Origin of the sequence: Streptomyces sp. NPDC052225 (assembly GCF_040679615.1) — a bacterium.
In the GTDB taxonomy this organism is placed as follows: domain Bacteria; phylum Actinomycetota; class Actinomycetes; order Streptomycetales; family Streptomycetaceae; genus Streptomyces.
Genome location: NZ_JBFAVD010000012.1, coordinates 62,515 through 82,277, shown reverse-complemented (window position 1 = coordinate 82,277; position 19,763 = coordinate 62,515). Strand labels below are relative to the sequence as shown.

General features: G+C 71.8%; 17 protein-coding genes and 1 pseudogene. 6 read left to right on the top strand and 12 right to left on the bottom strand.

Features of this window, described 5'->3' with window-relative positions:
- Window positions 1-10: 10 nt before the first annotated feature.
- Window positions 11-604 carry a cysteine hydrolase family protein gene (locus tag AB0L37_RS19300; RefSeq protein WP_365506431.1) on the bottom strand — a complete coding sequence of 198 codons (594 nt, stop codon included), beginning with the start codon at window positions 602-604 and terminating at the stop codon, window positions 11-13.
- Window positions 605-753: 149 nt separating this feature from the next.
- Here AB0L37_RS19300 and AB0L37_RS19295 point away from each other — a divergent pair, with 149 nt between their 5' ends.
- Window positions 754-1,776: a helix-turn-helix domain-containing protein gene (locus AB0L37_RS19295; RefSeq protein ID WP_365506429.1), complete on the top strand. Its 1,023-nt coding sequence runs from the start codon at window positions 754-756 to the stop codon at window positions 1,774-1,776.
- Window positions 1,777-1,789: 13 nt separating this feature from the next.
- On the opposite strand, the gene AB0L37_RS19290 is transcribed toward AB0L37_RS19295, so the two are convergent.
- Both AB0L37_RS19290 and AB0L37_RS19285 read right to left on the bottom strand, forming a co-directional pair.
- Window positions 1,790-2,107 carry an antibiotic biosynthesis monooxygenase gene (locus AB0L37_RS19290; RefSeq protein ID WP_365506426.1) on the bottom strand — a complete coding sequence of 106 codons (318 nt, stop codon included), beginning with the start codon at window positions 2,105-2,107 and terminating at the stop codon, window positions 1,790-1,792.
- A 26-nt stretch (window positions 2,108-2,133) separates the two neighbouring features.
- A complete protein-coding gene (locus tag AB0L37_RS19285) occupies window positions 2,134-2,538 on the bottom strand; it encodes a DUF1992 domain-containing protein (protein WP_365506423.1) in 405 nt (134 codons plus the stop codon).
- Between the two features lie 83 nt (window positions 2,539-2,621).
- Here AB0L37_RS19285 and AB0L37_RS19280 point away from each other — a divergent pair, with 83 nt between their 5' ends.
- Window positions 2,622-3,023: a hypothetical protein gene (locus AB0L37_RS19280; RefSeq protein WP_365506420.1), complete on the top strand. Its 402-nt coding sequence runs from the start codon at window positions 2,622-2,624 to the stop codon at window positions 3,021-3,023.
- A 21-nt stretch (window positions 3,024-3,044) separates the two neighbouring features.
- Here the strand turns inward: AB0L37_RS19280 and AB0L37_RS19275 are convergent, their stop codons facing one another.
- Entirely contained in the window at window positions 3,045-3,731 is a 687-nt protein-coding gene (locus AB0L37_RS19275; protein ID WP_365506417.1) for an O-methyltransferase, read from the bottom strand.
- Window positions 3,732-3,736: 5 nt separating this feature from the next.
- Window positions 3,737-4,861 (bottom strand): DUF2330 domain-containing protein, encoded by a 1,125-nt coding sequence (locus AB0L37_RS19270; RefSeq protein ID WP_365506414.1) that lies wholly within the window; start codon window positions 4,859-4,861, stop codon window positions 3,737-3,739.
- Between the two features lie 90 nt (window positions 4,862-4,951).
- Between AB0L37_RS19270 and AB0L37_RS19265 the strand changes: the two genes are divergently transcribed.
- A complete protein-coding gene (locus AB0L37_RS19265) occupies window positions 4,952-5,509 on the top strand; it encodes a DinB family protein (protein WP_365506411.1) in 558 nt (185 codons plus the stop codon).
- A gap of 354 nt (window positions 5,510-5,863) precedes the next feature.
- On the opposite strand, the gene AB0L37_RS19260 is transcribed toward AB0L37_RS19265, so the two are convergent.
- Entirely contained in the window at window positions 5,864-7,261 is a 1,398-nt protein-coding gene (locus tag AB0L37_RS19260; protein WP_365506409.1) for an MFS transporter, read from the bottom strand.
- 437 nt (window positions 7,262-7,698) lie between these two features.
- On the opposite strand from AB0L37_RS19260, the gene AB0L37_RS19255 reads away from it, so the two are divergent.
- On the top strand, window positions 7,699-9,708 hold the full coding sequence (locus tag AB0L37_RS19255) for a bifunctional glycosyltransferase 87/phosphatase PAP2 family protein (RefSeq protein ID WP_365506406.1): 2,010 nt from the start codon (window positions 7,699-7,701) through the stop codon (window positions 9,706-9,708).
- Here AB0L37_RS19255 and AB0L37_RS19250 read toward each other — a convergent pair.
- Window positions 9,593-11,214: pseudogene (locus AB0L37_RS19250) on the bottom strand (hypothetical protein). The gene AB0L37_RS19255 and the pseudogene AB0L37_RS19250 overlap by 116 nt on opposite strands.
- 115 nt (window positions 11,215-11,329) lie before the next feature.
- Window positions 11,330-12,574, bottom strand: a complete 1,245-nt coding sequence (locus AB0L37_RS19245) for a cytochrome P450 (RefSeq protein ID WP_365506403.1) — start codon at window positions 12,572-12,574, stop codon at window positions 11,330-11,332.
- 251 nt (window positions 12,575-12,825) lie between these two features.
- Between AB0L37_RS19245 and AB0L37_RS19240 the strand changes: the two genes are divergently transcribed.
- Both AB0L37_RS19240 and AB0L37_RS19235 read left to right on the top strand, forming a co-directional pair.
- On the top strand, window positions 12,826-13,995 hold the full coding sequence (locus tag AB0L37_RS19240; protein WP_365506400.1) for a steroid 3-ketoacyl-CoA thiolase: 1,170 nt from the start codon (window positions 12,826-12,828) through the stop codon (window positions 13,993-13,995).
- Window positions 13,996-14,094: 99 nt separating this feature from the next.
- On the top strand, window positions 14,095-15,342 hold the full coding sequence (locus AB0L37_RS19235) for an alpha/beta hydrolase (RefSeq protein WP_365506398.1): 1,248 nt from the start codon (window positions 14,095-14,097) through the stop codon (window positions 15,340-15,342).
- 105 nt (window positions 15,343-15,447) lie between these two features.
- Here the strand turns inward: AB0L37_RS19235 and AB0L37_RS19230 are convergent, their stop codons facing one another.
- The 4 genes from AB0L37_RS19230 to AB0L37_RS19215 all read right to left on the bottom strand — a co-directional run bounded on the left by AB0L37_RS19230 (window position 15,448) and on the right by AB0L37_RS19215 (window position 19,761).
- Complete coding sequence (locus tag AB0L37_RS19230; RefSeq protein WP_365506395.1) at window positions 15,448-15,852, bottom strand: transglycosylase SLT domain-containing protein; 405 nt, start codon at window positions 15,850-15,852, stop codon at window positions 15,448-15,450.
- Between the two features lie 293 nt (window positions 15,853-16,145).
- Window positions 16,146-16,970 (bottom strand): ECF transporter S component, encoded by an 825-nt coding sequence (locus AB0L37_RS19225; protein ID WP_365506392.1) that lies wholly within the window; start codon window positions 16,968-16,970, stop codon window positions 16,146-16,148.
- The gene (locus AB0L37_RS19220) at window positions 16,967-18,643 is read right to left on the bottom strand and encodes an ATP-binding cassette domain-containing protein (protein ID WP_365506390.1); all 1,677 of its coding nucleotides are present in this window, start codon (window positions 18,641-18,643) and stop codon (window positions 16,967-16,969) included. Before AB0L37_RS19220 ends, AB0L37_RS19225 begins: the two co-directional genes overlap by 4 nt.
- The gene (locus AB0L37_RS19215) at window positions 18,640-19,761 is read right to left on the bottom strand and encodes an energy-coupling factor transporter transmembrane component T (protein ID WP_365506387.1); all 1,122 of its coding nucleotides are present in this window, start codon (window positions 19,759-19,761) and stop codon (window positions 18,640-18,642) included. The genes AB0L37_RS19220 and AB0L37_RS19215 overlap by 4 nt, the downstream gene beginning before the upstream one ends.
- Window positions 19,762-19,763: the final 2 nt, after the last annotated feature.

The following is a 19,763-nucleotide window of genomic DNA, read 5'->3' as shown; positions in this document are numbered from 1 at the left end:
GCTGAGCGGCTCAGGCCAGCGACTTCCCGGAGGGGACCACGACTCCGTAGAGGTCGCGGACCGTCGCGAGGGCACCCTGGTGGATCTGGGAGGCGGGCAGCTCACTGCCCGCCTCCCAGTCGAGTGCCCGGGTCGCGCACGCGTCGGCGACGACCGTCGGCCGGTTGCCGCGCAGGAACGCGCCCTGCGCCGTGGCCAGCACGCACATGTGCGTCATGAAGCCGATCACCACGACGTCGTCGTGGCCGGCGGCGTCGACGCGCTCGCCGAGATCGGTGCCGACGAAGCTGTTCGGCACCCCCTTCACCACGACGGCCTCGCCCTCGACGGGGGCCACGCTCGGGTGGATCTGCCCGATCTCCTCGCGGATGTCGTACGGGGTGCCCTCGCCGCCGTCGTTGATCACGTGGATGACGGTCGCGCCGGCCTCGCGGGCCCGGCCGAGCAGCTCCGCCGCCGCGTCGAGCGCCTCCTGCCAGCCGTCCAGCTCCATCACGCCGCGGGTGTAGGTGTTCTGGTAGTCGACCAGGACCAGCGTCGCGTCGGCGAGCGACGCGGGCGTCTCGTCGAGACCGTTGAGCGTGCGCAGGGTCGTCGTAGCCATGGGGTTCCACCTCGGGTTTTCGTACGGGATCGGGTGCGAGCAGCTGCGTTCTCCACGCTAGGACCGGCCCCCGCGTGTCGGCAATGTCGCCTAACATGCAGATCCGGACATCGCCGGTGTGACCCGTCGTGGGAGTGGAGCAGCGCCCTGTGAGTGCCAGACCCGTGAGCGACCGCCTCGTCGTCATCGTCCTCTTCGACGGAGTCGACCTCCTCGACGTCACCGGCCCGCCCGAGGTGTTCGCCCTCGTACGCCGCGAGACCGACGACACGAACGCCTACCGCGTCGTCCTCGCCGCCGAGACCATGGACCCCGTCACCACGTCCGCGGGCGTCCGCGTCCTGCCCGACGCCACCTTCGACGAGATCGCGGGGCTCGCCGTCGACACCCTCCTCGTGCCCGGCTCCGTCGAGATGACGGTCGAGGGGGACGGGCAGCGCCGGGTGCAGGCGCTGGCCGAGCCCGCCGTCGTCGCCCGGGTCAAGGAACTCGCGGGGCGCAGCCGCCGGGTCACGTCCGTGTGCGTCGGCGCGCACCTGCTCGCCGCCGCCGGGCTGCTCGACGGCAAGCGCGCCACCACCCACTGGTCGACCGCGCCGCAGCTGGCCGCCGACCACCCGGAGGTCAAGGTCGACGCCGACCCGATCTTCATCCGCGAGGGCGACGTGTGGACGGGGGCGGGGATCAGCGCCTGCCTCGACCTGTCGCTCGCGCTGGTCGCCGAGGACTTCGGCGAGGAACTCGCGCTGCGGGTCGCCCGCCAGCTGGTGATGTACCTGAAGCGGCCGAGCGGCCAGAGCCAGTTCAGCGTGCCGCTGGAGCCGGTCTCCACGACGCGGCGCGTGGAGGACCTGCGCCACCACATCACGCGGCACGTCGGAGAGCCGCTCACGGTCGCCGACCTCGCCGCGTACGCGCACGTCAGCGAGCGCCAGCTCACCCGGATCTTCAAGACCGAACTCGGCACGACGCCGAGCGCCTACGTCGAGTCGGCCCGCGTCGAGACGGCCCGCAGGCACCTCGAGACCACCGACGCGACCCTCGAACGCATCGCGTCCGCCTGCGGGTTCGGCACGACGGACACCCTGATCCGCGCGTTCCGCCGCAGGCTGGACACGACGCCGACGGAGTACCGGCAGCGCTTCCGCACGGGCCGGGCCTCCGTCGGCTGACCGACGTCGGCTGTCAGGCGCCCTTCGGCGCGGCCTGCTGCACGACCTCGAACGACCACACCGACGACCCGCTCGCGGCCGGCTTCGGACGGTCGCCGCCGCCCTGGTGGGCCGCCTTCATCGGGCCCTCCATCCACGCCTGGAACGACTCCTCGTCGCGCCACCGGGTGTACACCAGGTAGTCGTCGGTGCCCTCGACGGGGCGCAGCAGCTCGAACCACTCGAAGCCGTCGGAGTTCTCGACGGCGCCGGCGCGGGACGCGAACCGCTGCTCCAGGACCTCGCGCTGCTCAGCAGGGACATTCAGGACGTTGATCTTCACGATGCTCATGCGCCCATCCTGCCCCAGCCGCCGTGTCAGCCGGGGTGCGCCTCCCGCCACCGCCGGACGATCTCCTCGACGTCGTACGGCTTCAGGCCGAGCGGCGGGCCCGGCGGGGGCTTGAACATCATGGCGCGGATCTTGTCGTTGATCTCGGTCACGATGCGGCGCACGATCCGCTCGGACGGTGCCTTCGCCGCCGCCTCCAGGGCGTCCTCCGCCTCCTTGCGCAGGGCCAGCGTCGGCGGCAGCACGGAGAAGCCCTCGCGGGCCAGCTTCCGCTTGATCCACCAGTTCTCGTCGTACGTGGTCTCGGCCGTCGGGTCGAGGGGCTTGCCCGCTCCGGGCAGCGCGGCGAAGTCGCCCCGGCGCTCGGCGTCGCGGATCTGCTTGTCCACGAATGACTCGAAGCTGACGCCGGGTGGTTTGCGTTCGGTCATGGATTCATTGTCCCGCAGGCCCTCGGACGGTCTTATGATGCGGCGGCTGCGTAGGACGACGACGTGAACGCTGGGGGAGTGCGGTGCTCGAACTGACCATGGCCACGATGGCCGGAGCGGACGCGGGAGCCACGGCCGGGATGCTGATGGCCGAGGCGCCGAGCGAGCCGGGGGCCGTGCTGCGGGTGGGGCGCGACGCGAGCGTGTGCCGTCTCGTGACGCCGGAGGACTGGCTGTTCGTCTCGCGCGTCCACCTGGAGTTCCGCTGCGGACCCGAGGGTGAGTGGAGCGTGTTCTGGCTGCGCGGCTCGCAGGACGACCCGGCCTCCGAGGTACGGGTGCGGTACGGGAACCAGGGCGGCCCGGGGCTGCCGCTCGCCTATGGCGGGGTCCTCGAACTGCCGCGCGGCGGCTCCGGCGAGATCGTCGTCCTCGACCGGGGCGGGCCGCGCAGCGTCAACGTGGGCTTCTACCAGGAGAGTTGAGCGGGGCGGGCGGCCTGCGGATCAGTCCCGTACGTAGGCCAGGGCGAAGCCGTCATAGCCCTTGGCGCCCACCGTCTGGATCGCCGTGGCATCCAACTTCGGGTGGTCGGCGAGGAGTTGGAGGGCGGCGCGGGTGCCGACGATGTCCGCTTCGGTGCTCTCGGCGTCGATGACCCGGCCGCCGCGCACCACGTTGTCGACGACGATGACGCTGCCCGGCCGGGTCAGCTTCACCGCCCACTCGACGTAGTGCGGGTTGTTCGCCTTGTCCGCGTCGATGAAGACCAGGTCGAACGGTTCGGGCCGCTCATCGGCGAGCACCGGCAGCGAGTCGAGGGCCGCGCCCACCCGCACCTCGACGACCTTGTCCACGCCCGCCCGCGCGAGGTTGGCACGGGCGATCTCGGCGTGCCGGGCGCTGTACTCCAGCGTGATCAGGGCGCCGTCGGCCGGCAGCGCGCGGGCCAGCCAGATCGTGCTGTAGCCGCCGAGCGTGCCGATCTCCAGGACGCGGCGGGCGCCCTGGATGCGGGCGATCAGGTGCAGCAGCTTACCGTTGACGGCGGAGACGCTGATGCGGGGCAGACCCGCCGCGTCGCTGTCGGCGAGCGCGGCGGCGAGGGCCTCGTCGGCGGGCGCGAGCAGTGCGCCGAGATAGGCGTCGACGTCGGCCGCGGGGCCCGGCTGCTGGGGGTGGGGAGTCGTCATGGCCGTCAGCCTAGGGGCGGCGGGATCGTGATGGGTGGAGGCGGGAGGACCGTGCGGCGCCTGTGCGCGCGGAGGCCCAGGAGGACCGTGGTGAGGGCCGCGGCCGCCGCGCCGAGCACCGTCAGGAACCACACCGGGACACCCGGGCCGACCGTGAGCAGCTCGTCCTCGTAGAAGACCGTGCGGTACGGGGTGTCGTGCGCGGCCCGTCGCAGTTCGTGGTCGCCGTCGATCGCCGAGGGCTGCCAGAAGTCCTGCGTGAGGGCCGTCAAGTAGCGGCTGCTGCCCGCCAGCCGGGCGAGCGGGCCCGAGGTGTCGGTGATCTCTCCCGCGTACGTCACCTTCGGCGCGGCCCCGCCGATCCGCGACCGGGTCTCCATGCGGTGGTCGGCGAGCACGTACAGGCTCAAGTGCTGGGCGTCGCGGGCCAGTTGTGACAGGCGCATCGGGTAGACGAGGCGGTCGCTGGCGAACGTCAGGTGCAGCGGGTCGAGTTCGCCGCCGAGCGTCGCCCCGGACTCCTTCGGGGCGAGCCGGATCGCGACGTACTCCCAGCCCTGGTCGACGTACGGGCGTAACGCCTTGTCCAGGCGGCTCGGCAGCCGGAAGCCGTTCCGCTTCAGCCAGTTGGCGAGGTCGTCGGGGTCGGTGGCGGTCAGGCGGGCGACGTCGAAGGGGCCGAGGGTCTCGCGGCCGACGACGTTCACGCCCGCTTCGGCGCCGGGGCCCGGGGCCTTCGCGGCGGCCCCGTCGCCGGACGCGCCGTCGAAGGGCCAGTCGTCGCCGCGCGGCCAGAAGTGGTGGCGGGTGCGCCACTCGGGGGCGGTCGCCCGGTCCAGGGCCGTGAACAGCTCACGGTCGCCGAGTTCGACGCTCGCGCGATGCGGCACGGGCATGATCCAGGCGACGTCGCGGCCGTCGCCGCGCACCGAGAGACGCATCACGATCTGCTCGGTACGGCCGTCCCAGCGCACCGCGGACGTCTCCTGGCCGACGCTGATCCGCTGCCCCTCGCGCGGCACCATCGCGCCGCAGCCGCACGCGTACGCGGGGGCCGCGATCCAGGCGATCTGGAACGCCAGCAGGGCCAGGGAGATCAGGAGGGCCCTGGTGCGGGCCGGTGTCTTCATGCGCGTAGCGACGGGGACGGGTGGGGGAGCGGTTCCTGGTGTTACGGAATTGTGTGGCGAGCGGTGACACCACTGCTGGATGCTCGGGAAATGACTGAACCCGTACGGCAGTTCGCCTGGTCCAACATGTTCGTCACGCCCGAGGAGGATCCGCGCTCGGAGGGCGGCTTCGTCGGTGAGCGCGCCAATCTCGTCGGCTATCTGCGCGACTACCGGCTGACGCTGGAGATGAAGTGCGCGGGCCTCGACGCGGAGCAGCTCGCGCGGCGATCCGTGCCGCCGTCCACGATGTCGCTGCTCGGGTTGGTGCGGCACATGGCACGGGTCGAGCGCATCTGGTTCCGCAAGGTGCATGCCGGGCTCGACGTGCCCGACCTCTTCCGTACGCCGGAGCAGCGGGACGCCGACTGGGACGGGGCGGTCGGGGATCCGGCCGTCGTGGAGGAGGCGTTCCGGCTGTGGCGCGAGGAGATCGCGTTCGCGGAGAAGTACGTGGAGGGGGTCGAGGATCTGGGGGCGATGAGCGCGGCGGGGGACGAGCCGGTGTCGCTGCGGGAGGTGCTGCTGCACATGGTGGAGGAGTATGCGCGGCATTGCGGCCATGCGGATCTGCTCCGCGAGCGGGTGGATGGGCGGGTGGGGCAGTAGGGGCTGGGCCCCTTCTGACCCCGAAGTGCCGCAGGCGCGTCTGCCGTGTTGTGGTGGCCGTGCGTCTGCGGCTTTTGTTGTGGCTGGTCGCGCAGTTCCTCGCGCCCCTGGGGGGTGTCGGTGTTCGGCGGCTTCTGATCCCGAAGTGCCGCAGGCGCGTTTGCCGTGTTGTGGTGGCAGGGCGTCTGCGGCTTTCGTTGTGGCTGGTCGCGCAGTTCCTCGCGCCCCTGGGGGGTGTCGGTGTTCGGCGGCTTCTGATCCCGAAGTGCCGCAGGCGCGTCTGCCGTGTTGTGGTGGCAGGGCGTCTGCGGCTTGTGGGGGTTGCTCGCGCAGTTCCTCGCGCCCCTTGCGGGGCTACAGCGCCGGGGGCGATCCGGGGAGGGGGCGGCCTGCTGATTCGCGCATGCGCCAGGCGGCGATTCCGCCGATGAGGGCCGCCGCCATCATGTAGTACGCCGGGATCATGAGGTTGCCCGTGGCGGCGATCAGGGCCGCTGCCACCAGGGGGGTCGTGCCGCCGAAGAGGGACACCGAGAGGTTGAAGCCGACCGAGAGGGAGCCGTAGCGGACCTTGGTCGGGAAGAGGGCCGGGAGGGTCGACGGCATGGACGAGGTGAAGCCGACCAGGAGGAGGCCCAGGGCGGCCAGGCCCAGGGCGATGGCCCAGGTCGAGCCCTCGCGGATCAGCAGGACCGCCGGGACGGAGAGCAGGACGAAGCCCGCGCAGGCGCCGCCGATGACCTTGCGGTGGCCGTAGCGGTCGTTGGCCGCGCCCATCGGGACCTGCACGACCATCATCAGGAGCATCACGCCGATGAGGATCAGCGTGCCGTGCGTGGCGTCGTAGCCGAGCTCCTCGCTCAGGAACGTCGGCATGTACGACAGCAGCATGTAGTCGGTGACGTTGAAGACGAGGACCAGGGCGATGCAGAGCAGCATCGCGTTCGCCGCGCCCTTGCCCGCGAACATGTCACGCAGCTTCGGCTTCGGCTGTGCCTTCTGCTTCGCCTCCGCCTCCTCGGCGAGCTTCTGGAACGCCGGGGTCTCCTCCAGCTTCATCCGTACGTAGAGACCGACGAGGCCGATGGGGCCCGCGATCAGGAACGGGATGCGCCAGCCCCAGCCGTACAGGTCGCCGGAGGACATGAGAGTGGTGAGCGCTGTCGCTATGCCCGCGCCTGCCACGTAACCGATGAGCGTGCCGAGCTCCAGGAAGCTGCCGAAGAAGCCGCGGCGCTTGTCGGGCGCGTACTCGGCGATGAACGTGCACGCGCCGCCGTACTCGCCGCCCGTCGAGAAGCCCTGCACCATGCGCGCCACAATCAACAGCACCGGCGCCCAGACGCCGATGGCGTTGTACGACGGGATCAGGCCGATCGCGAACGTGCCCGCCGCCATCATGATCATGGTGATGGCGAGGACGCGCTGCCGGCCGATGCGGTCGCCGAGCGGGCCGAAGAAGGCGCCGCCGATGGGGCGCACGAGGAACGCGGCGGCGAACGTGCCGAGCGTGGAGAGCACCTGGGCCGTGCTGGACGCCGTGGGGAAGAAGACGTGTCCGAGCGTCGCCGTCAGGTAGCCGTAGACCCCGAAGTCGAACCACTCCATCGCATTGCCGAGCGCCGCCGCCTTGACGGCCCTCTTCACGAGGGCGGGGTCGGTGACGGTGGCGTCGGACGGGGCTGAGCCGCGGCCCTTCGCCGGAGCGGAGGGCCTGGTGGTACTCGGTGCGACGGACGTGGCGCTGGCCAAGGGACCGCTCGCCTGCCTTTCATCGGGAACAAGGGCAAAGGCCCGTCCGAGGACAGGCCCATGGGCCCTTCCACGGAACGGCCCGAAAAGGACCATAGGGGCGCTGTCGGTCGTAACGGGTAGTGTTCGCTCCACCGCACAGCGTGCGGAAACCGCCTCCGGCCTGGACGAACGCCCGGCCGTTCGCGCGCCGTAAAGGGATCGTTCTGTGAGTTATGTCGCGGAACCGAACCCGCTCAGCGCGCAACGTAACCGGCCATGTTGCTTTCTTTCCGGTCAAAACCGGGTGGACAGACAGGTGAAGTACGGGTTGCCTGCGTCTCAACTCGGGGGTGGTGCGAACCTCTGGGAACACCCAGGGGCGAACCGGGCACCACCGGGGCCCGACAGGGGCGGGAGGCCGACGGCACGTGGCGAATGTGGAGCACAGGGGACCGGTGACGGGACGCCTCGGGGCGGTGCGCGCGGGCCTGTGGCTCATCGCCGCCGTGCTCGCCGTACGTCAACTCGTGGCCGTCCTGAGTACCCCGCGCGGGGAGCGGCTCACCGATCTGGAGACCTGGATCGGCCCCGGCGGCGTCCTCCACGTCCGCGGCTCGCTGTACGACCTGCCCGACCGGTTCACCGGCACGCCCTTCGCCGGCCTGGTCCTCAAACCGCTCTCCCGCGCCGCCGAACAGGCCCTCGGCTGGGGCTGGACCTTCGGCTCGCTCGCCCTCGTCGTGGCGCTCGGACTCGTCGTCGCGCGCGCCCTGCCGCAGCCCGTCTCCCGCCGTACGTCCCTGTTCGCGGCGCCCGTCGCGATCAGCCTGCTCATGCTGTCGCTGCCGGTGCGCAACACGTTCACCACCGGCCAGACCAGCATCATCCCCGTCCTGCTCGTGCTGCTCGGCTGCTTCGTCGTGCGCGGCGAGAAGACGTCGGGGGCGCTCATCGGCGTCGCCGCCGCGCTCCAGCCGACGGTGCTGCTCTTCGCGCCGCTGCTGTGGTTCACCGGGCGCCGCCGCGCCGCCGTGTCGTCGGGCGTCACCTTCGTCGCCGCGACCCTGCTCGCCTGGGCCGCGATGCCGCACGACTCGTGGACGTACTGGGTGCACCACCTGGCGGGCTCCGGGCTGAGCACCGCGCCCGCCGCCAACGCCAACCAGTCGCTGCACGGCATGCTGCTCCGCTTCGGCCTCCAAGGGCCCCTGGAGATCGGCCTGTTCCTCGCGCTGGGCGCCGCCGTCGCCGTGCTCGGGCTGCGCCGCGCGATCACGTACGCGCGCGACGGACAGCTGCTGCTCGCCGTCGCCGTCACCGGCTGCGTCGCCGTCGCCGTGTCCCCGACCACCTGGCAGCACCAGCTCCTGTGGGTGCTGCTCGCCGTCGTCGGGCGGGTCGGCAAGCGCGCCTCCGACCGCCACATGTGGCCCGTCCTCGTCGTGCTCGCGCTGACGCTGCCGTCGACGATGATGCTGCCCAACATGTCGTTCCTGGAGCCGATCCGGGACAACGTCGTGCTGATCGCGGCCCTCGCCGCCGCCTGCGTCGTGCCCTTCCTGTCCCGTACGTCACCGCTCTATCAGGCCCCGATCCCGACGGAACACGCCGAGCCGGGGCCCGCCCGCTGGAAGCACGTCCCGCTCGTCCCGGGCTGGCGGCGCGTCCTGACCCGGCCGAACCTGCTCCTGGAACTGCTCCTCATCCGCGTCGGCTACTCCGCGTACCAGCAGGTCAGGCTCGCCGCGACGGGCGGTTCGATCTCCGGTGGCCGGGCCACCGCGGAAGCCCACGGGCACCAGGTCCACTCGATCGAGAAGTTCCTGCACATCGACATCGAGCACTGGGTCAACCACACGGTGGTCGGCCACGCCCCGCGCCTCGAGGACTTCTTCAACTTCTATTACACGTCGTTCCACTTCGTGGTGCCGCTGAGCCTGCTGGGGCTCATGTACGTGCGGCGGCCCGCCGAGTACCGCTGGGCGCGCTCCGCCCTCGGCTTCGCGACGCTGCTCGCGCTCGTCGGGTTCTGGGCCTACCCGCTCGCGCCGCCACGCCTCATGCCGGGCCTCGGCTTCATCGACACGGTCCACGGCGTCCAGGACTTCTCGAAGCCCGACTACGGCACCCTCACCCAGCTCACCAACCAGTACGCGGCGATGCCCTCGCTGCACTTCGGCTGGTCCCTGTGGTGCGGCATCGTGATCGTCGTCCTCGCCCGCCGCCGGTGGGTGAAGGCGCTCGGCCTGATCCACCCGCTGTGCACGGTCTCCGCGATCGTCGCGACCGGCAACCACTGGATCCTCGACGCGGTGGGCGGCGCGACCGTCGTCGGGCTCGGCTTCCTCATCACGTACGTCCTCCAGGGGCCCAGGGCGCGCACGGTGCTGACGTCGGCGACGGCGAAGGCTCCCAGTCCGAGCCGATCCGATACGTCCCTGCCGCAGGCGCCACCAGCTCGGTGAACTCGTCGCCCGGCCGCCCCCGCACCTTCAGGCAGCCGTCCTCCGCCTTGAGCCAGGGCGAGTACGCGACCCGCAGCGTCGCCGATCCCGCCCGCGAGAAGCGGACCGTGACGCGCGCCCCGTCCGAGCTGACGACGGACGCGGGCGCGGACACCAGCGGCACCGCGTTCCGTACCCGGTAGACGCGCCAGTGCGGGTCGCGCCAGACGGGCCGCAGATACGCCGGGCCGCTCCGCACGAACGCGGCCTCCTGCTCCGCGAACCCGTCCGGCCTGCCCTCGGCAGCACCACGAAGCCGACCGCCCACCGGTCGAGCCACGCCCGGTACGTCACCGCCGAGAACGTCCCGTCGTAGAAGAGCCGCCCGCGCTCGATGTCGAGCTGCCGGTTCCAGCCGCGCGCCATGTTCACGTGGGGGGCGAGCGCGACGGCCTCGCGGTGGTTGCGGGCCGGGATCACCTCGACGCGGGTGCGGTCGGCGCCGAGCCGCCTCAACTCCCGTACGACACCGCTGGTTTCGGACGCCCACGCGGGCACCGCCGTCGACACCTCCAGGTCGTCGACCGTCTTCTGGGTCACCCACGCCGAGGACAGCACCAGCGCGAGGGTCAGCGCCACGGTCCGCGCCCCGCGCAGGCCAGGGGTGCGGACGGCCGCCAACAGAGCTGCGGGTGCGGCGAGTTCAGCCAGGCGCTCGCCGTTCGTGCCGATCGGGGAGGGGATCAGATACGTCAGGACGGTGCCGGCCGCGTACACGGCCGCCGCCCCGCGGGCCACCCGCCACTGCCGCGGGCCCGCCACCACGAGGACCAGGGCGAAGAGCGCCGGCGGCCAGATCCGGTCCGCCGGCATCAACTGCTCGCCCTTGAAAGGGAAGAGGACCGTCGTCGCGCCCACGACCGCGGCGGGCGGCGCCAGCAGCGACGCGGCCCGCCCCCAGTCCCGTACGAGAAGATGGCCCGCTCCGCACACGGCCAGGAAGAGGCCGGCCACCGGGGACGCCATCGTGGCGAGCGCGGCGCAGCCGGCCGCTGCCGCGATCCTGCGCCGCCCCGTCAGCGCCGCGCATGCGCCGAGGCCGAACGTGACGCCGAGCGCGAAGGTCGTACGGCCCGACGCCACGTTGCACCACAGCGCCAGGGAGAGCAGCACGGCGGGCCCGAGCGGGCGCGTGATGCCGGTGCGCACGACGAGGACCGCGGCGAGCCAGGCCGCCGCGAGACCGGCGGCCACGGTGACCGGTCTGACCCCCAACCCGGCCATCAGGTAAGGGGAGATGAGGGAGTAGTTGGCGGTGTGCATGCCGCCGTACCAGAACAGGTTGTACGCCGACGCCCCGTGGTCGGCGGCGAACCGGGCCCAGGCCTCCTGGGCCGCGAGATCGCCGCCGCCGGTCGCGAGGAACAGCGCCCACACGACGTAGAGGGGCAGGGTGGGCAGGACGGCGAGCAGGGGCACGCGGTGGTGCGGGGCGAGGGCGGGGCGCTGCTGTCGCGTCTCGTGCAAGAGGGGCTGGTCGACCGTGGTCACGGGTGCCGGTCCGTTCCGTCACGTCTTCGATGGGTGGTCGGGTTCCACGGACGAAGACGCGTGAAGCGACGGAGACGTTCAGCGGCGGCGGCTAGTCGGCGGAGACCCGCAGTTCCTTGACGCCGTTCAGCCAGGCCGCGCGCAGCCGGCGCGGGTCGCCCGCCAGGCGCAGGCCGGGCAGGGCGTCGGCGATGGCGTTGAAGATCAGGTCGATCTCCAGGATGGCGAGGGACTTGCCGAGGCAGAAGTGCGGTCCGCCGCCGCCGAAGCCGAGGTGCGGGTTGGGGTCGCGGGTGATGTCGAAGGCGTCGGGGTCGGTGAAGACCTCCGGGTCGTGGTTGGCGGAGGAGTAGAAGAGGCCGACCCGGTCGCCCTCGCGGATCTTCTGGCCGCCGAGTTCGGTGTCCTGGGTGGCGGTGCGCTGGAAGGAGACGACCGGGGTGGCCCAGCGCACGATCTCCTCGGCCGCCGTGCTCGGCCGGGTCCGCTTGTACAGCTCCCACTGGTCGGGGTGGGTGAGGAAGGCGTGCATGCCGTGCGTGATGGCGTTGCGCGTCGTCTCGTTGCCGGCGACGGCGAGCAGGATCACGAAGAAGCCGAACTCGTCGGAGGACAGGTTCCCCTCGTCCTCGGCCGCGACGAGCTGGCTGACGATGTCCTTCGCCGGGCACTGCTTGCGGTCGGCGGCGAGGTTCATCGCGTAGCCGACGATCTCCATGGCGGCCTCGGCGCCGATCTCCTCGGTGATGGCGTACTCGGGATCGTCGTACGCCACCATCTTGTTGGACCAGTCGAAGACCCGGGCGCGGTCGGCCTGTTCGATGCCGATGAGTTCGGCGATGGCCTGGAGCGGCAGCTCGACCGCGACGTTGGTGACGAAGTCGAACGAGCCGTCGGGGCCCGCCTGTTGGAGGGCGGTGGCCACGATGTCGCGGGCCCGCGAGCGCAGCTTCTCCTCCAGCGAGCGGATGGCGCGCGGCGTGAAGCCGCGCTGCACTATCTGGCGTACACGGGTGTGCTCCGGCGGGTCCATGTTCAGCATGATCATCTTCTGGACCTCGATCTGGTCGCGCTGGATCGAGGAGTTGAAGCGGATCACGGCGGTGTTGGTGTTCGAGGAGAACAGCTCCGGGTGCGTGGAGACGTACTTGACGTCCGCGTGCCGGGTCACCGCCCAGTAGCCCGCGTCGTCGAAGCCGGAGATGCCGGGTTCCTGGGCGATCCAGCGGACCGGTTCGGCCTGCCGGAGCTGCGCGAACTCCGGGTGGGGAATGCGGTCTTGCAGCAGGTCGGGGTCGGTGAAGTCGAACCCGTCGGGCAGCGCGGGGCACGGCATGGGCATCTCCCGTGATGTTCTGACGCTCCGTCAGTTCTGGCTGGAAAGGTAGTAACGGGTTCTAGAAGTGGCAAGGGGCGCGAGTGTGTCGGTTCCGTGCGCGGTGCTTGCACGCCCCTTGCGTACCGGGGGTAAGCGCGCCGAGACTGCACGGAGAACTGGTACACGTTCTAGTTGTGCGGCGGCGCCGGTGACGCGTGTACACGGTTCGCAGAGTCGTTGGTCCGGGAAGCGTGGAGAGGACGACCGTCATGGCAGCCGAGCCCGTCATCGTCGAAGCCGTACGTACCCCGATCGGCAAGCGCGGCGGCGCGCTCGCCAATCTCCATCCCGCCTACCTGCTGGGCGAGACGTACCGGGAACTGCTCGGCCGCACCGGCATCCACGCGGACTGCGTCGAGCAGATCGTCGGCGGTACGGTCACGCACGCGGGCGAGCAGTCCATGAACCCGGCGCGCACCGCCTGGCTCACGATGGGCCTGCCCTACGAGACCGCCGCGACGACCGTCGACTGTCAGTGCGGCTCGTCCCAGCAGGCCTCGCACATGACCGCCAACATGATCGCGGCGGGCGTCATCGACGTGGGCATCAGCTGCGGCGTCGAGGCCATGTCGCGCGTGCCGCTCGGCTCCGGGTCCAAGCACGGCCCGGGCAAGCCGTTCCCCGACGAGTGGAACGTGGACCTGCCGAACCAGTTCGAGGCCGCCGAACGCATCGCCCGCAGGCGGGAGTTGACCCGCGAGAACGTCGACTCGCTGGGCCTCATCTCGCAGGAGCGGGCCGCCGTCGCGTGGGCCGAGGAGCGGTTCAAGCGCGAGACGTTCGCCGTGCAGGTGCCGACGACCGAGGAGGAGCAGGCCGCGGGGCAGGGCATGTGGCGCCTCGTCGACCGCGACGAAGGGCTGCGCGACACGACGATGGAGGGCCTCGCGGGGCTCAAGCCCGTCATGCCGACCGCCGTCCACACCGCCGGCAACTCCTCGCAGATATCCGACGGCGCCTGCGCCATCATGTGGGCCTCCAAACGCATGGCCCGCGCCCTCAAGCTGAAGCCGCGCGCCCGGATCGTCGCCCAGGCGCTGGTCGGTGCCGACCCCCACTACCACCTGGACGGGCCGGTCGACGCGACCCGCGCGGTGCTCGGCAAGGCCGGGATGACGCTCAAGGACATCGACATCGTCGAGATCAACGAGGCCTTCGCCTCCGTGGTGCTGAGCTGGGCACAGGTCTTCGAACAGGACCTGGAGAAGGTGAACGTGAACGGCGGCGCCATCGCCCTCGGCCACCCGGTGGGCGCCACCGGGGCCCGGCTCATCACCACCGCTCTGCACGAACTGGAGCGCAGGGACAAGGAGTTCGCGCTCATCACCATGTGCGCGGGCGGCGCCCTGGCCACCGGGACCATCATCCAGCGGCTGTAGTCGGGGGATTGCCGGGGCGGTGGGGTGGGCTTACGTCCACCCCGGGTCCGGGGGCCGCTCGGATGTCGGCAGGGGGCCGGTGATCCCTACCGTCATGGCATGACAAACGACGCGCTCAACACCCGTACACCCAGCGGTACTTCACGGTCGCGGCGGGCCCTCGCCGTGACGGCAGCGCTGCTGCTCGCCGGGGGCGCCGCGGTCCCGGCCGCCGTCGCCTCCGACGGACGACCGTCGTCGGAACGGCGCGGCGCCCTCGTCTCCGTCACGCCCGTCGCCGCGCTCGACCGGGCCGCCGTCACGGCGTGGCTCGGCGAACGGGACATCGACACCGACTCCGTACGGCACGGTGTGCGGGCGTACCGGCTGACCTACCGCACCGTCGACGCGTACGGCCGACCCACCCTGGCCACCGGCCTGTTCACCCTCCCCACCGGCGGCGACCGGCGCCTCGGCGTCGTCTCCGACACCCACGGCACCATGGTCCACCGCGACTACGCGCCCTCCGTCGGCGACGACTTCGGGCGCACCCCCTCCTACCTGAACGCGTCCGCGGGCAAGGCCGTCGCCGCGCCCGACTACCTCGGCCTCGGGCGGGGCCCCGGCGTCCACCCGTACATGGACACCGCCTCGTCCGTGACCGCGTCCCTCGACATGCTGCGGGCCGCCCGCCAGGCCGGCGACCGGCTCGGCAGGCCGCTCACCGGCGACGTGTACGCGACCGGGTTCTCGCAGGGCGGCCAGGTCGCCATGGGGCTCGGCAAGGCCCTCGAATCCGGCGCCGACCGACACCTGAGGCTGCGGGCCCTGGCCCCGGTCAGCGGCCCGTACGACCTCGCGGGCGAGGAGATCCCGGCCCTCTTCGACGGCCGCGTCAACGACACCAGCGGCCTCTTCTACACCGCGTACTTCCTCGTCGCCCAGAACCGCCTCCACCCGATCTACAAGGACCCGGCCGACGTGTTCCGCGCGCCGTACGCGACCCGGGTGGAGGCCCTCTTCGACGGCGAGCACGGCGAGGAGGACGTCATCGCGGCGCTCCCGAAGACGGTGAAACAGCTCCTCACCCCCGAGTTCTACGCACGCATGCGGCACCCGGTGGGAGCCCTCAAGGAGGCCCTGGACGCCAACGACACCACCTGCGCCTGGAAGCCGGACGTCCCGGTCCGCCTGTACGCGGGCTCGGCGGACACGGACGTCCCGATCGGCAACGCGGCCAGTTGCGCGGCGCAGCTGAGGAAGGCGGGGGCGACGGTGAGGGTCTGGAACCAGGGCCCGGTGGACCACTTCGGCAGCTTCAGGACAGCGGCCCCGAAGATAACGCGCTGGTTCAGCAAGACTCCCTAGGGGCGCGGGGAACTGCGCGACAAGCCCCCACGGTCTGCACGATGAAGACAACAAAAAAGGGAGGCGACACCCATAAGGTGCCGCCTCAAAAAAGCCCGGGTCGGGTCAGTACCACCCGTTGGCCTGCCAGTGCGCCCAAGCGCCGCAGGCACTCCCGTACCGCTCGTTCATGTAGTTGACCCCCCACTCGATCTGCGTCTCCGGGTTCGTCTTCCAGTCCGACCCGGCGGACGCCATCTTGTTGGCGGGCAGTGCCTGCACGAGCCCGTACGCCCCGGTGGACGCGTTCGTCGCGTTCGGGTTCCAGCCGCTCTCGCGGGACACGATGTTGTCGAAGCAGGAGAACTGCGCGGAGTCCGAGAGCTTCTGCTGGGCGATCGCCTTGGCGGAGGCCGGCGCGGCCTGGGCCGGAGCCGACGCGAAGATCATGCCGGTCGTGGCGGCCGCGATGGTGGCGCCGGCGATGGCCTTCTTCGGGGTGGCGATGCGGCGGAGGAGCGTGGCGGACAAGGCGGAACCTTCCGTGGGGGACAGGGGGCCGCGAGCTCCGACGGCTCCGTGGTCTCCGTGAAGGAGGGCCGTGGTGCTCGGCGACGGCTCCAGAGAAACAGGCCGCCCCGGTATCCGGCAAAGACCCCCTTTGCTAGTGGAAGTCGTACGTGTGCCATTTGTCCTTTATGTGGCCTGGGTCTCAAAGCCCAGGTCACGCGGGGTGCGCCCGGTCGGGACGAGGGGGCGACGGTCCACTAATCCCGGTAGGAGGTGACGTCCGTCATGTGGGGCGCTTCACCCCGCCGGGACCCTCAGGACCCGTCGAATGTGACCTGGGCCTCGAAGGCGGCCCGCCGCGTGGCCCGGCGCAGCGCCTTCAGGACCGCGCCGCCGACCGTCAGGGTCAGCACGACGGTGAGCGCCGCGCGCCCCAGGTCCCAGCCGAGCGAGGTGGCCAGGCAGTACGCGAGGAAGCGGGCCAGGTTCTCGTGCAGCGCGGCGTCCGGCTGGTACGCCACCGACGACGCGAGGGCGTTCATGAACGGCCAGCCCGCCAGGTTCATGATCGTGCCGTACGCGAACGCGGCGAGGAAGCCGTAGGCGGCGAGCATGACGCGCTCGGGCAGGCCGCGCAGGGAGTGCGGTCCCGGGAGCAGGCCCGCGCCCATCGTGAACCAGCCCATGGACAGCATCTGGAACGGCATCCACGGGCCGACGCCCCCGGTCAGCAGCGCCGACGCGAACATGCTGAGCGAGCCGAGGACGAAGCCGAAGCCCGGGCCCAGGACCCGGCCGCTGAGCACCATCAGGAAGAACATCGGCTCGATGCCGGCCGTGCCCGCGCCGATCGGGCGCAGCGCCGCACCCGCAGCCGCGAGGACGCCGAGCATGGCGACCGCCTTGGGGCCGAGGCCCGACTCGGAGATCGTCGCGGCGACCACGGCCACGAGGAGGACGAGGAGCGCGGCGAACAGCCACGGGGCGTCCTGGGCGTGGGCGTTGACCTGCGATCCCGGGCCGGTGATCAGGGGCCAGCCGATGGCGACGATGCCGACTGCGCTGACGAGGGCCAGGGCTGCGATGGAGCGGGGGCCCAGACGTACGGGGTTGGCCTGGCGGTCCGGCTTGACGGTCATGCCAGGGCCTCTTCCACCTGTGCCACCGTGAGCCAGCGCTGCGGCGCCAGGATCTTCGCCACCTGCGGCGCGAACGACGGTGACGACGTGACGATCTCCGGGGTCGGGCCGTCCGCCACGATCTCGCCGTCCGCGAGGATCGCGACCCGGTGCGTCAGCTCGGCGGCGAGTTCGACGTCGTGCGTGGCCATGACGATCGCGTGGCCCTGCTCGGACAGGCCCCGCAGGATCTCCACGAGGCGTCCCTTCGCCGCGTAGTCCAGGCCGCGCGTCGGCTCGTCGAGGAGCAGCAGCGGGGGCGCCGCCGTCAGCACGATCGCCAGGGCGAGGGTGAGGCGCTGGCCCTCGGAGAGGTCGCGGGGGTGGGTCGCGTCCTGGATGCCGGGGATGAGGGTGTCGAGCAGGGCGCGGCAGGTGCCCGGCGCTGCGCTCGCGTCCTTGTCCGCCGCCGCGCACTCCGCCGCCACGGTGTCCGCGCAGAGCAGGTCGCGGGGTTCCTGGGGGACCAGGCCCACCTTGCGGATCAGGTCGCGGGGGGCCGTGCGGTGGGGGGTGGCGCCGCTGACCTGGGCTGATCCGGCGGTGGGCTTGATCAGGCCCACCAGGGTGGAGAGGAGGGTGGACTTGCCGGCGCCGTTGCGGCCCATCAGGGCGATGATCTCGCCGGGGGCGACGGTGAGGTCTACGTGGCGCAGGGCCTCCATGCGGTCTCGTCTTACGCCCAGTCGAGAGGTGAACGCCACGGGGCTCTGCCCCGGACCCCGCTCCTCAATCGCCGGAGGGGCTTGATTTGTGACGGCTGAGGCTTGCTCTGTGACGGCTGGCGCTTGATCGGTGACAGCTGGTGCTTGGGTCCGAGCGTTCAGGCGGTCCTTCAGAGGGCCCGCCGCCCTGCGCGCGTTGCGGACCGTCAACGGCAACGGATCCCAGCCCGCCAACCGGCCCAGGCCCACCACCGGCGGGTACACCGGGGATACGGCCATGACGTCCGCCGGGGCCCCGACCAGCAACGGCTTGCCCGCGCCCGGGAGGAGGGCGACCTGGTCCGCGTACTGGACGACGCGCTCCAGGCGGTGTTCGGCCATGAGGATCGTCGTGCCGAGGTCGTGGACGAGGCGCTGGAGGACGGAGAGGACCTCCTCCGCCGCCGCCGGGTCGAGCGCGGACGTCGGCTCGTCCAAGATGAGCACCTGAGGGTGCGGGGTGAGGACCGAGCCGATCGCGACCCGCTGCTGCTGGCCGCCGGAGAGCGTCGAGATGGAGCGGTCGCGCAGGTCCGCGAGGCCGAGCAGGTCGAGGGTCTCCTCGACGCGGCGGCGCATCACCGGTGCCGCGAGTCCCAACGACTCCATTCCGTAGGCGAGTTCGTCCTCGACGGTGTCCGTCACGAAGTGCGAGAGCGGGTCCTGGCCCACCGTGCCGACGACATCGGCGAGTTCGCGCGGCTTGTGCGTACGGGTGTCGCGGCCCGCCACGGTGACCCGGCCGGCCAGGGTGCCGCCGGTGAAGTGCGGCACGAGTCCGCTGACCGCGCCGAGCAGCGTCGACTTGCCGACCCCGGACGGTCCGGCGAGCAGCATCAACTCGCCCTCGGGCACGTGGAGTTCGATCGCGCGGACGGTGGGCTCCGGCGCCCCGTCGTAGGTGACGGAGACGTTCTCGAAGCGGATCATGACGCGGCCTCCAAGGGGCGGTCGGCTGAGGGGGCCGGTGCGACGAACGCCGGGAGGAGGCCCAGGAGGATGCCCGCCGCCGGCCACAGCGGCAGGGTCGGGACGGCGAGCGGCACCACGGGCGGCTGGAGCGCCGCCGGGTCCTGACCGCCGCTCCAGATCATCACGGCCGCGGCCGCCGCCCCGGACAGGGCGACCAGCCAGGCCCGTACGCCCCAGACGTCCGGCCGGTAGCGGGTGCGGACCGAGCGGCGGCCGCCGAGCCACAGCCCGGCGAGCGCGGCGGCGACCCCGGCGAGCAGCACCGGAAGCCCGTAGCCCGCGCCGGACGCGGCGAGCAGCCCGTACGTTCCCGCGCACACGCCGATGAGACCGCCGAGCGTGCAGATCGCCGTGGCCCGGCGTACGAGTGGCGGGACCTCGGCGGTGCGGCCGTAGCCGCGCGCGTCCATCGCCGCCGCCAGCGCCACCGAACGCTCCAGCGCACCTTCCAGGACCGGCAGTCCGACCTGGAGCAGTCCGCGTATCCCGCTGTCCGGACGGCCGCGAAGGCGGCGGGCCGCACGCAGCCTGCGCACGTCCGCGATCAGGTTCGGCGCGAACGTCATCGCCACCACGACCGCGACCCCCGCCTCGTACAGGGCGCCCGGCAGCGACTTCAGGAGCCGCGATGGGGACGCGAGCGCGTTGGCCGCCCCGACGCAGATCAGGAGGGTCGCCAGCTTCAGGCCGTCGTACAGCGCGAAGACCAGGCCCTCCAGGGTGACCCGGCCGCCGATCCTGACGCCCTGCGCCCAGTCCGGCAGGGGCACCTCGGGCAGCGTCACGAGCAGATGGCTGCCCGGGATCGGCGAGCCGAGGACGACGGCGAAGGCGAGCCGGATGCCGAGCACGGCCAGGCCCAGCTTGACGAAGGCCCCGTACGAACGCGCCCACGGCGCCTCCGTGCGGCGCGCCGCCACCACGTAACCGGCGACGCCGATGAGCAGCGCGAGCAGCAGCGGGTTCGTGGTGCGGGACGCGGCCGTGCCGAGGCCGAGCGCCCAGACCCACCAGGCGCCCGGGTGCAGGGCGTTGGAGCGGTGGGCCCGAGGGGCGCGCAGCGAACGACGGGTCATGG

What these genes read in the sequence shown, in the direction of transcription:
- AB0L37_RS19300 (WP_365506431.1), bottom strand. Translation starts at nt 604, where the DNA reads ATGGCTACGACGACCCTGCGCACGCTCAACGGTCTCGACGAGACGCCC.
- AB0L37_RS19290 (WP_365506426.1), bottom strand. Translation starts at nt 2,107, where the DNA reads ATGAGCATCGTGAAGATCAACGTCCTGAATGTCCCTGCTGAGCAGCGC.
- AB0L37_RS19285 (WP_365506423.1), bottom strand. Translation starts at nt 2,538, where the DNA reads ATGACCGAACGCAAACCACCCGGCGTCAGCTTCGAGTCATTCGTGGAC.
- AB0L37_RS19275 (WP_365506417.1), bottom strand. Translation starts at nt 3,731, where the DNA reads ATGACGACTCCCCACCCCCAGCAGCCGGGCCCCGCGGCCGACGTCGAC.
- AB0L37_RS19270 (WP_365506414.1), bottom strand. Translation starts at nt 4,861, where the DNA reads ATGAAGACACCGGCCCGCACCAGGGCCCTCCTGATCTCCCTGGCCCTG.
- AB0L37_RS19265 (WP_365506411.1), top strand. Translation starts at nt 4,952, where the DNA reads ATGACTGAACCCGTACGGCAGTTCGCCTGGTCCAACATGTTCGTCACG.
- AB0L37_RS19245 (WP_365506403.1), bottom strand. Translation starts at nt 12,574, where the DNA reads ATGCCGTGCCCCGCGCTGCCCGACGGGTTCGACTTCACCGACCCCGAC.
- AB0L37_RS19240 (WP_365506400.1), top strand. Translation starts at nt 12,826, where the DNA reads ATGGCAGCCGAGCCCGTCATCGTCGAAGCCGTACGTACCCCGATCGGC.
- AB0L37_RS19235 (WP_365506398.1), top strand. Translation starts at nt 14,095, where the DNA reads ATGACAAACGACGCGCTCAACACCCGTACACCCAGCGGTACTTCACGG.
- AB0L37_RS19225 (WP_365506392.1), bottom strand. Translation starts at nt 16,970, where the DNA reads ATGACCGTCAAGCCGGACCGCCAGGCCAACCCCGTACGTCTGGGCCCC.
- AB0L37_RS19220 (WP_365506390.1), bottom strand. Translation starts at nt 18,643, where the DNA reads ATGATCCGCTTCGAGAACGTCTCCGTCACCTACGACGGGGCGCCGGAG.
- AB0L37_RS19215 (WP_365506387.1), bottom strand. Translation starts at nt 19,761, where the DNA reads ATGACCCGTCGTTCGCTGCGCGCCCCTCGGGCCCACCGCTCCAACGCC.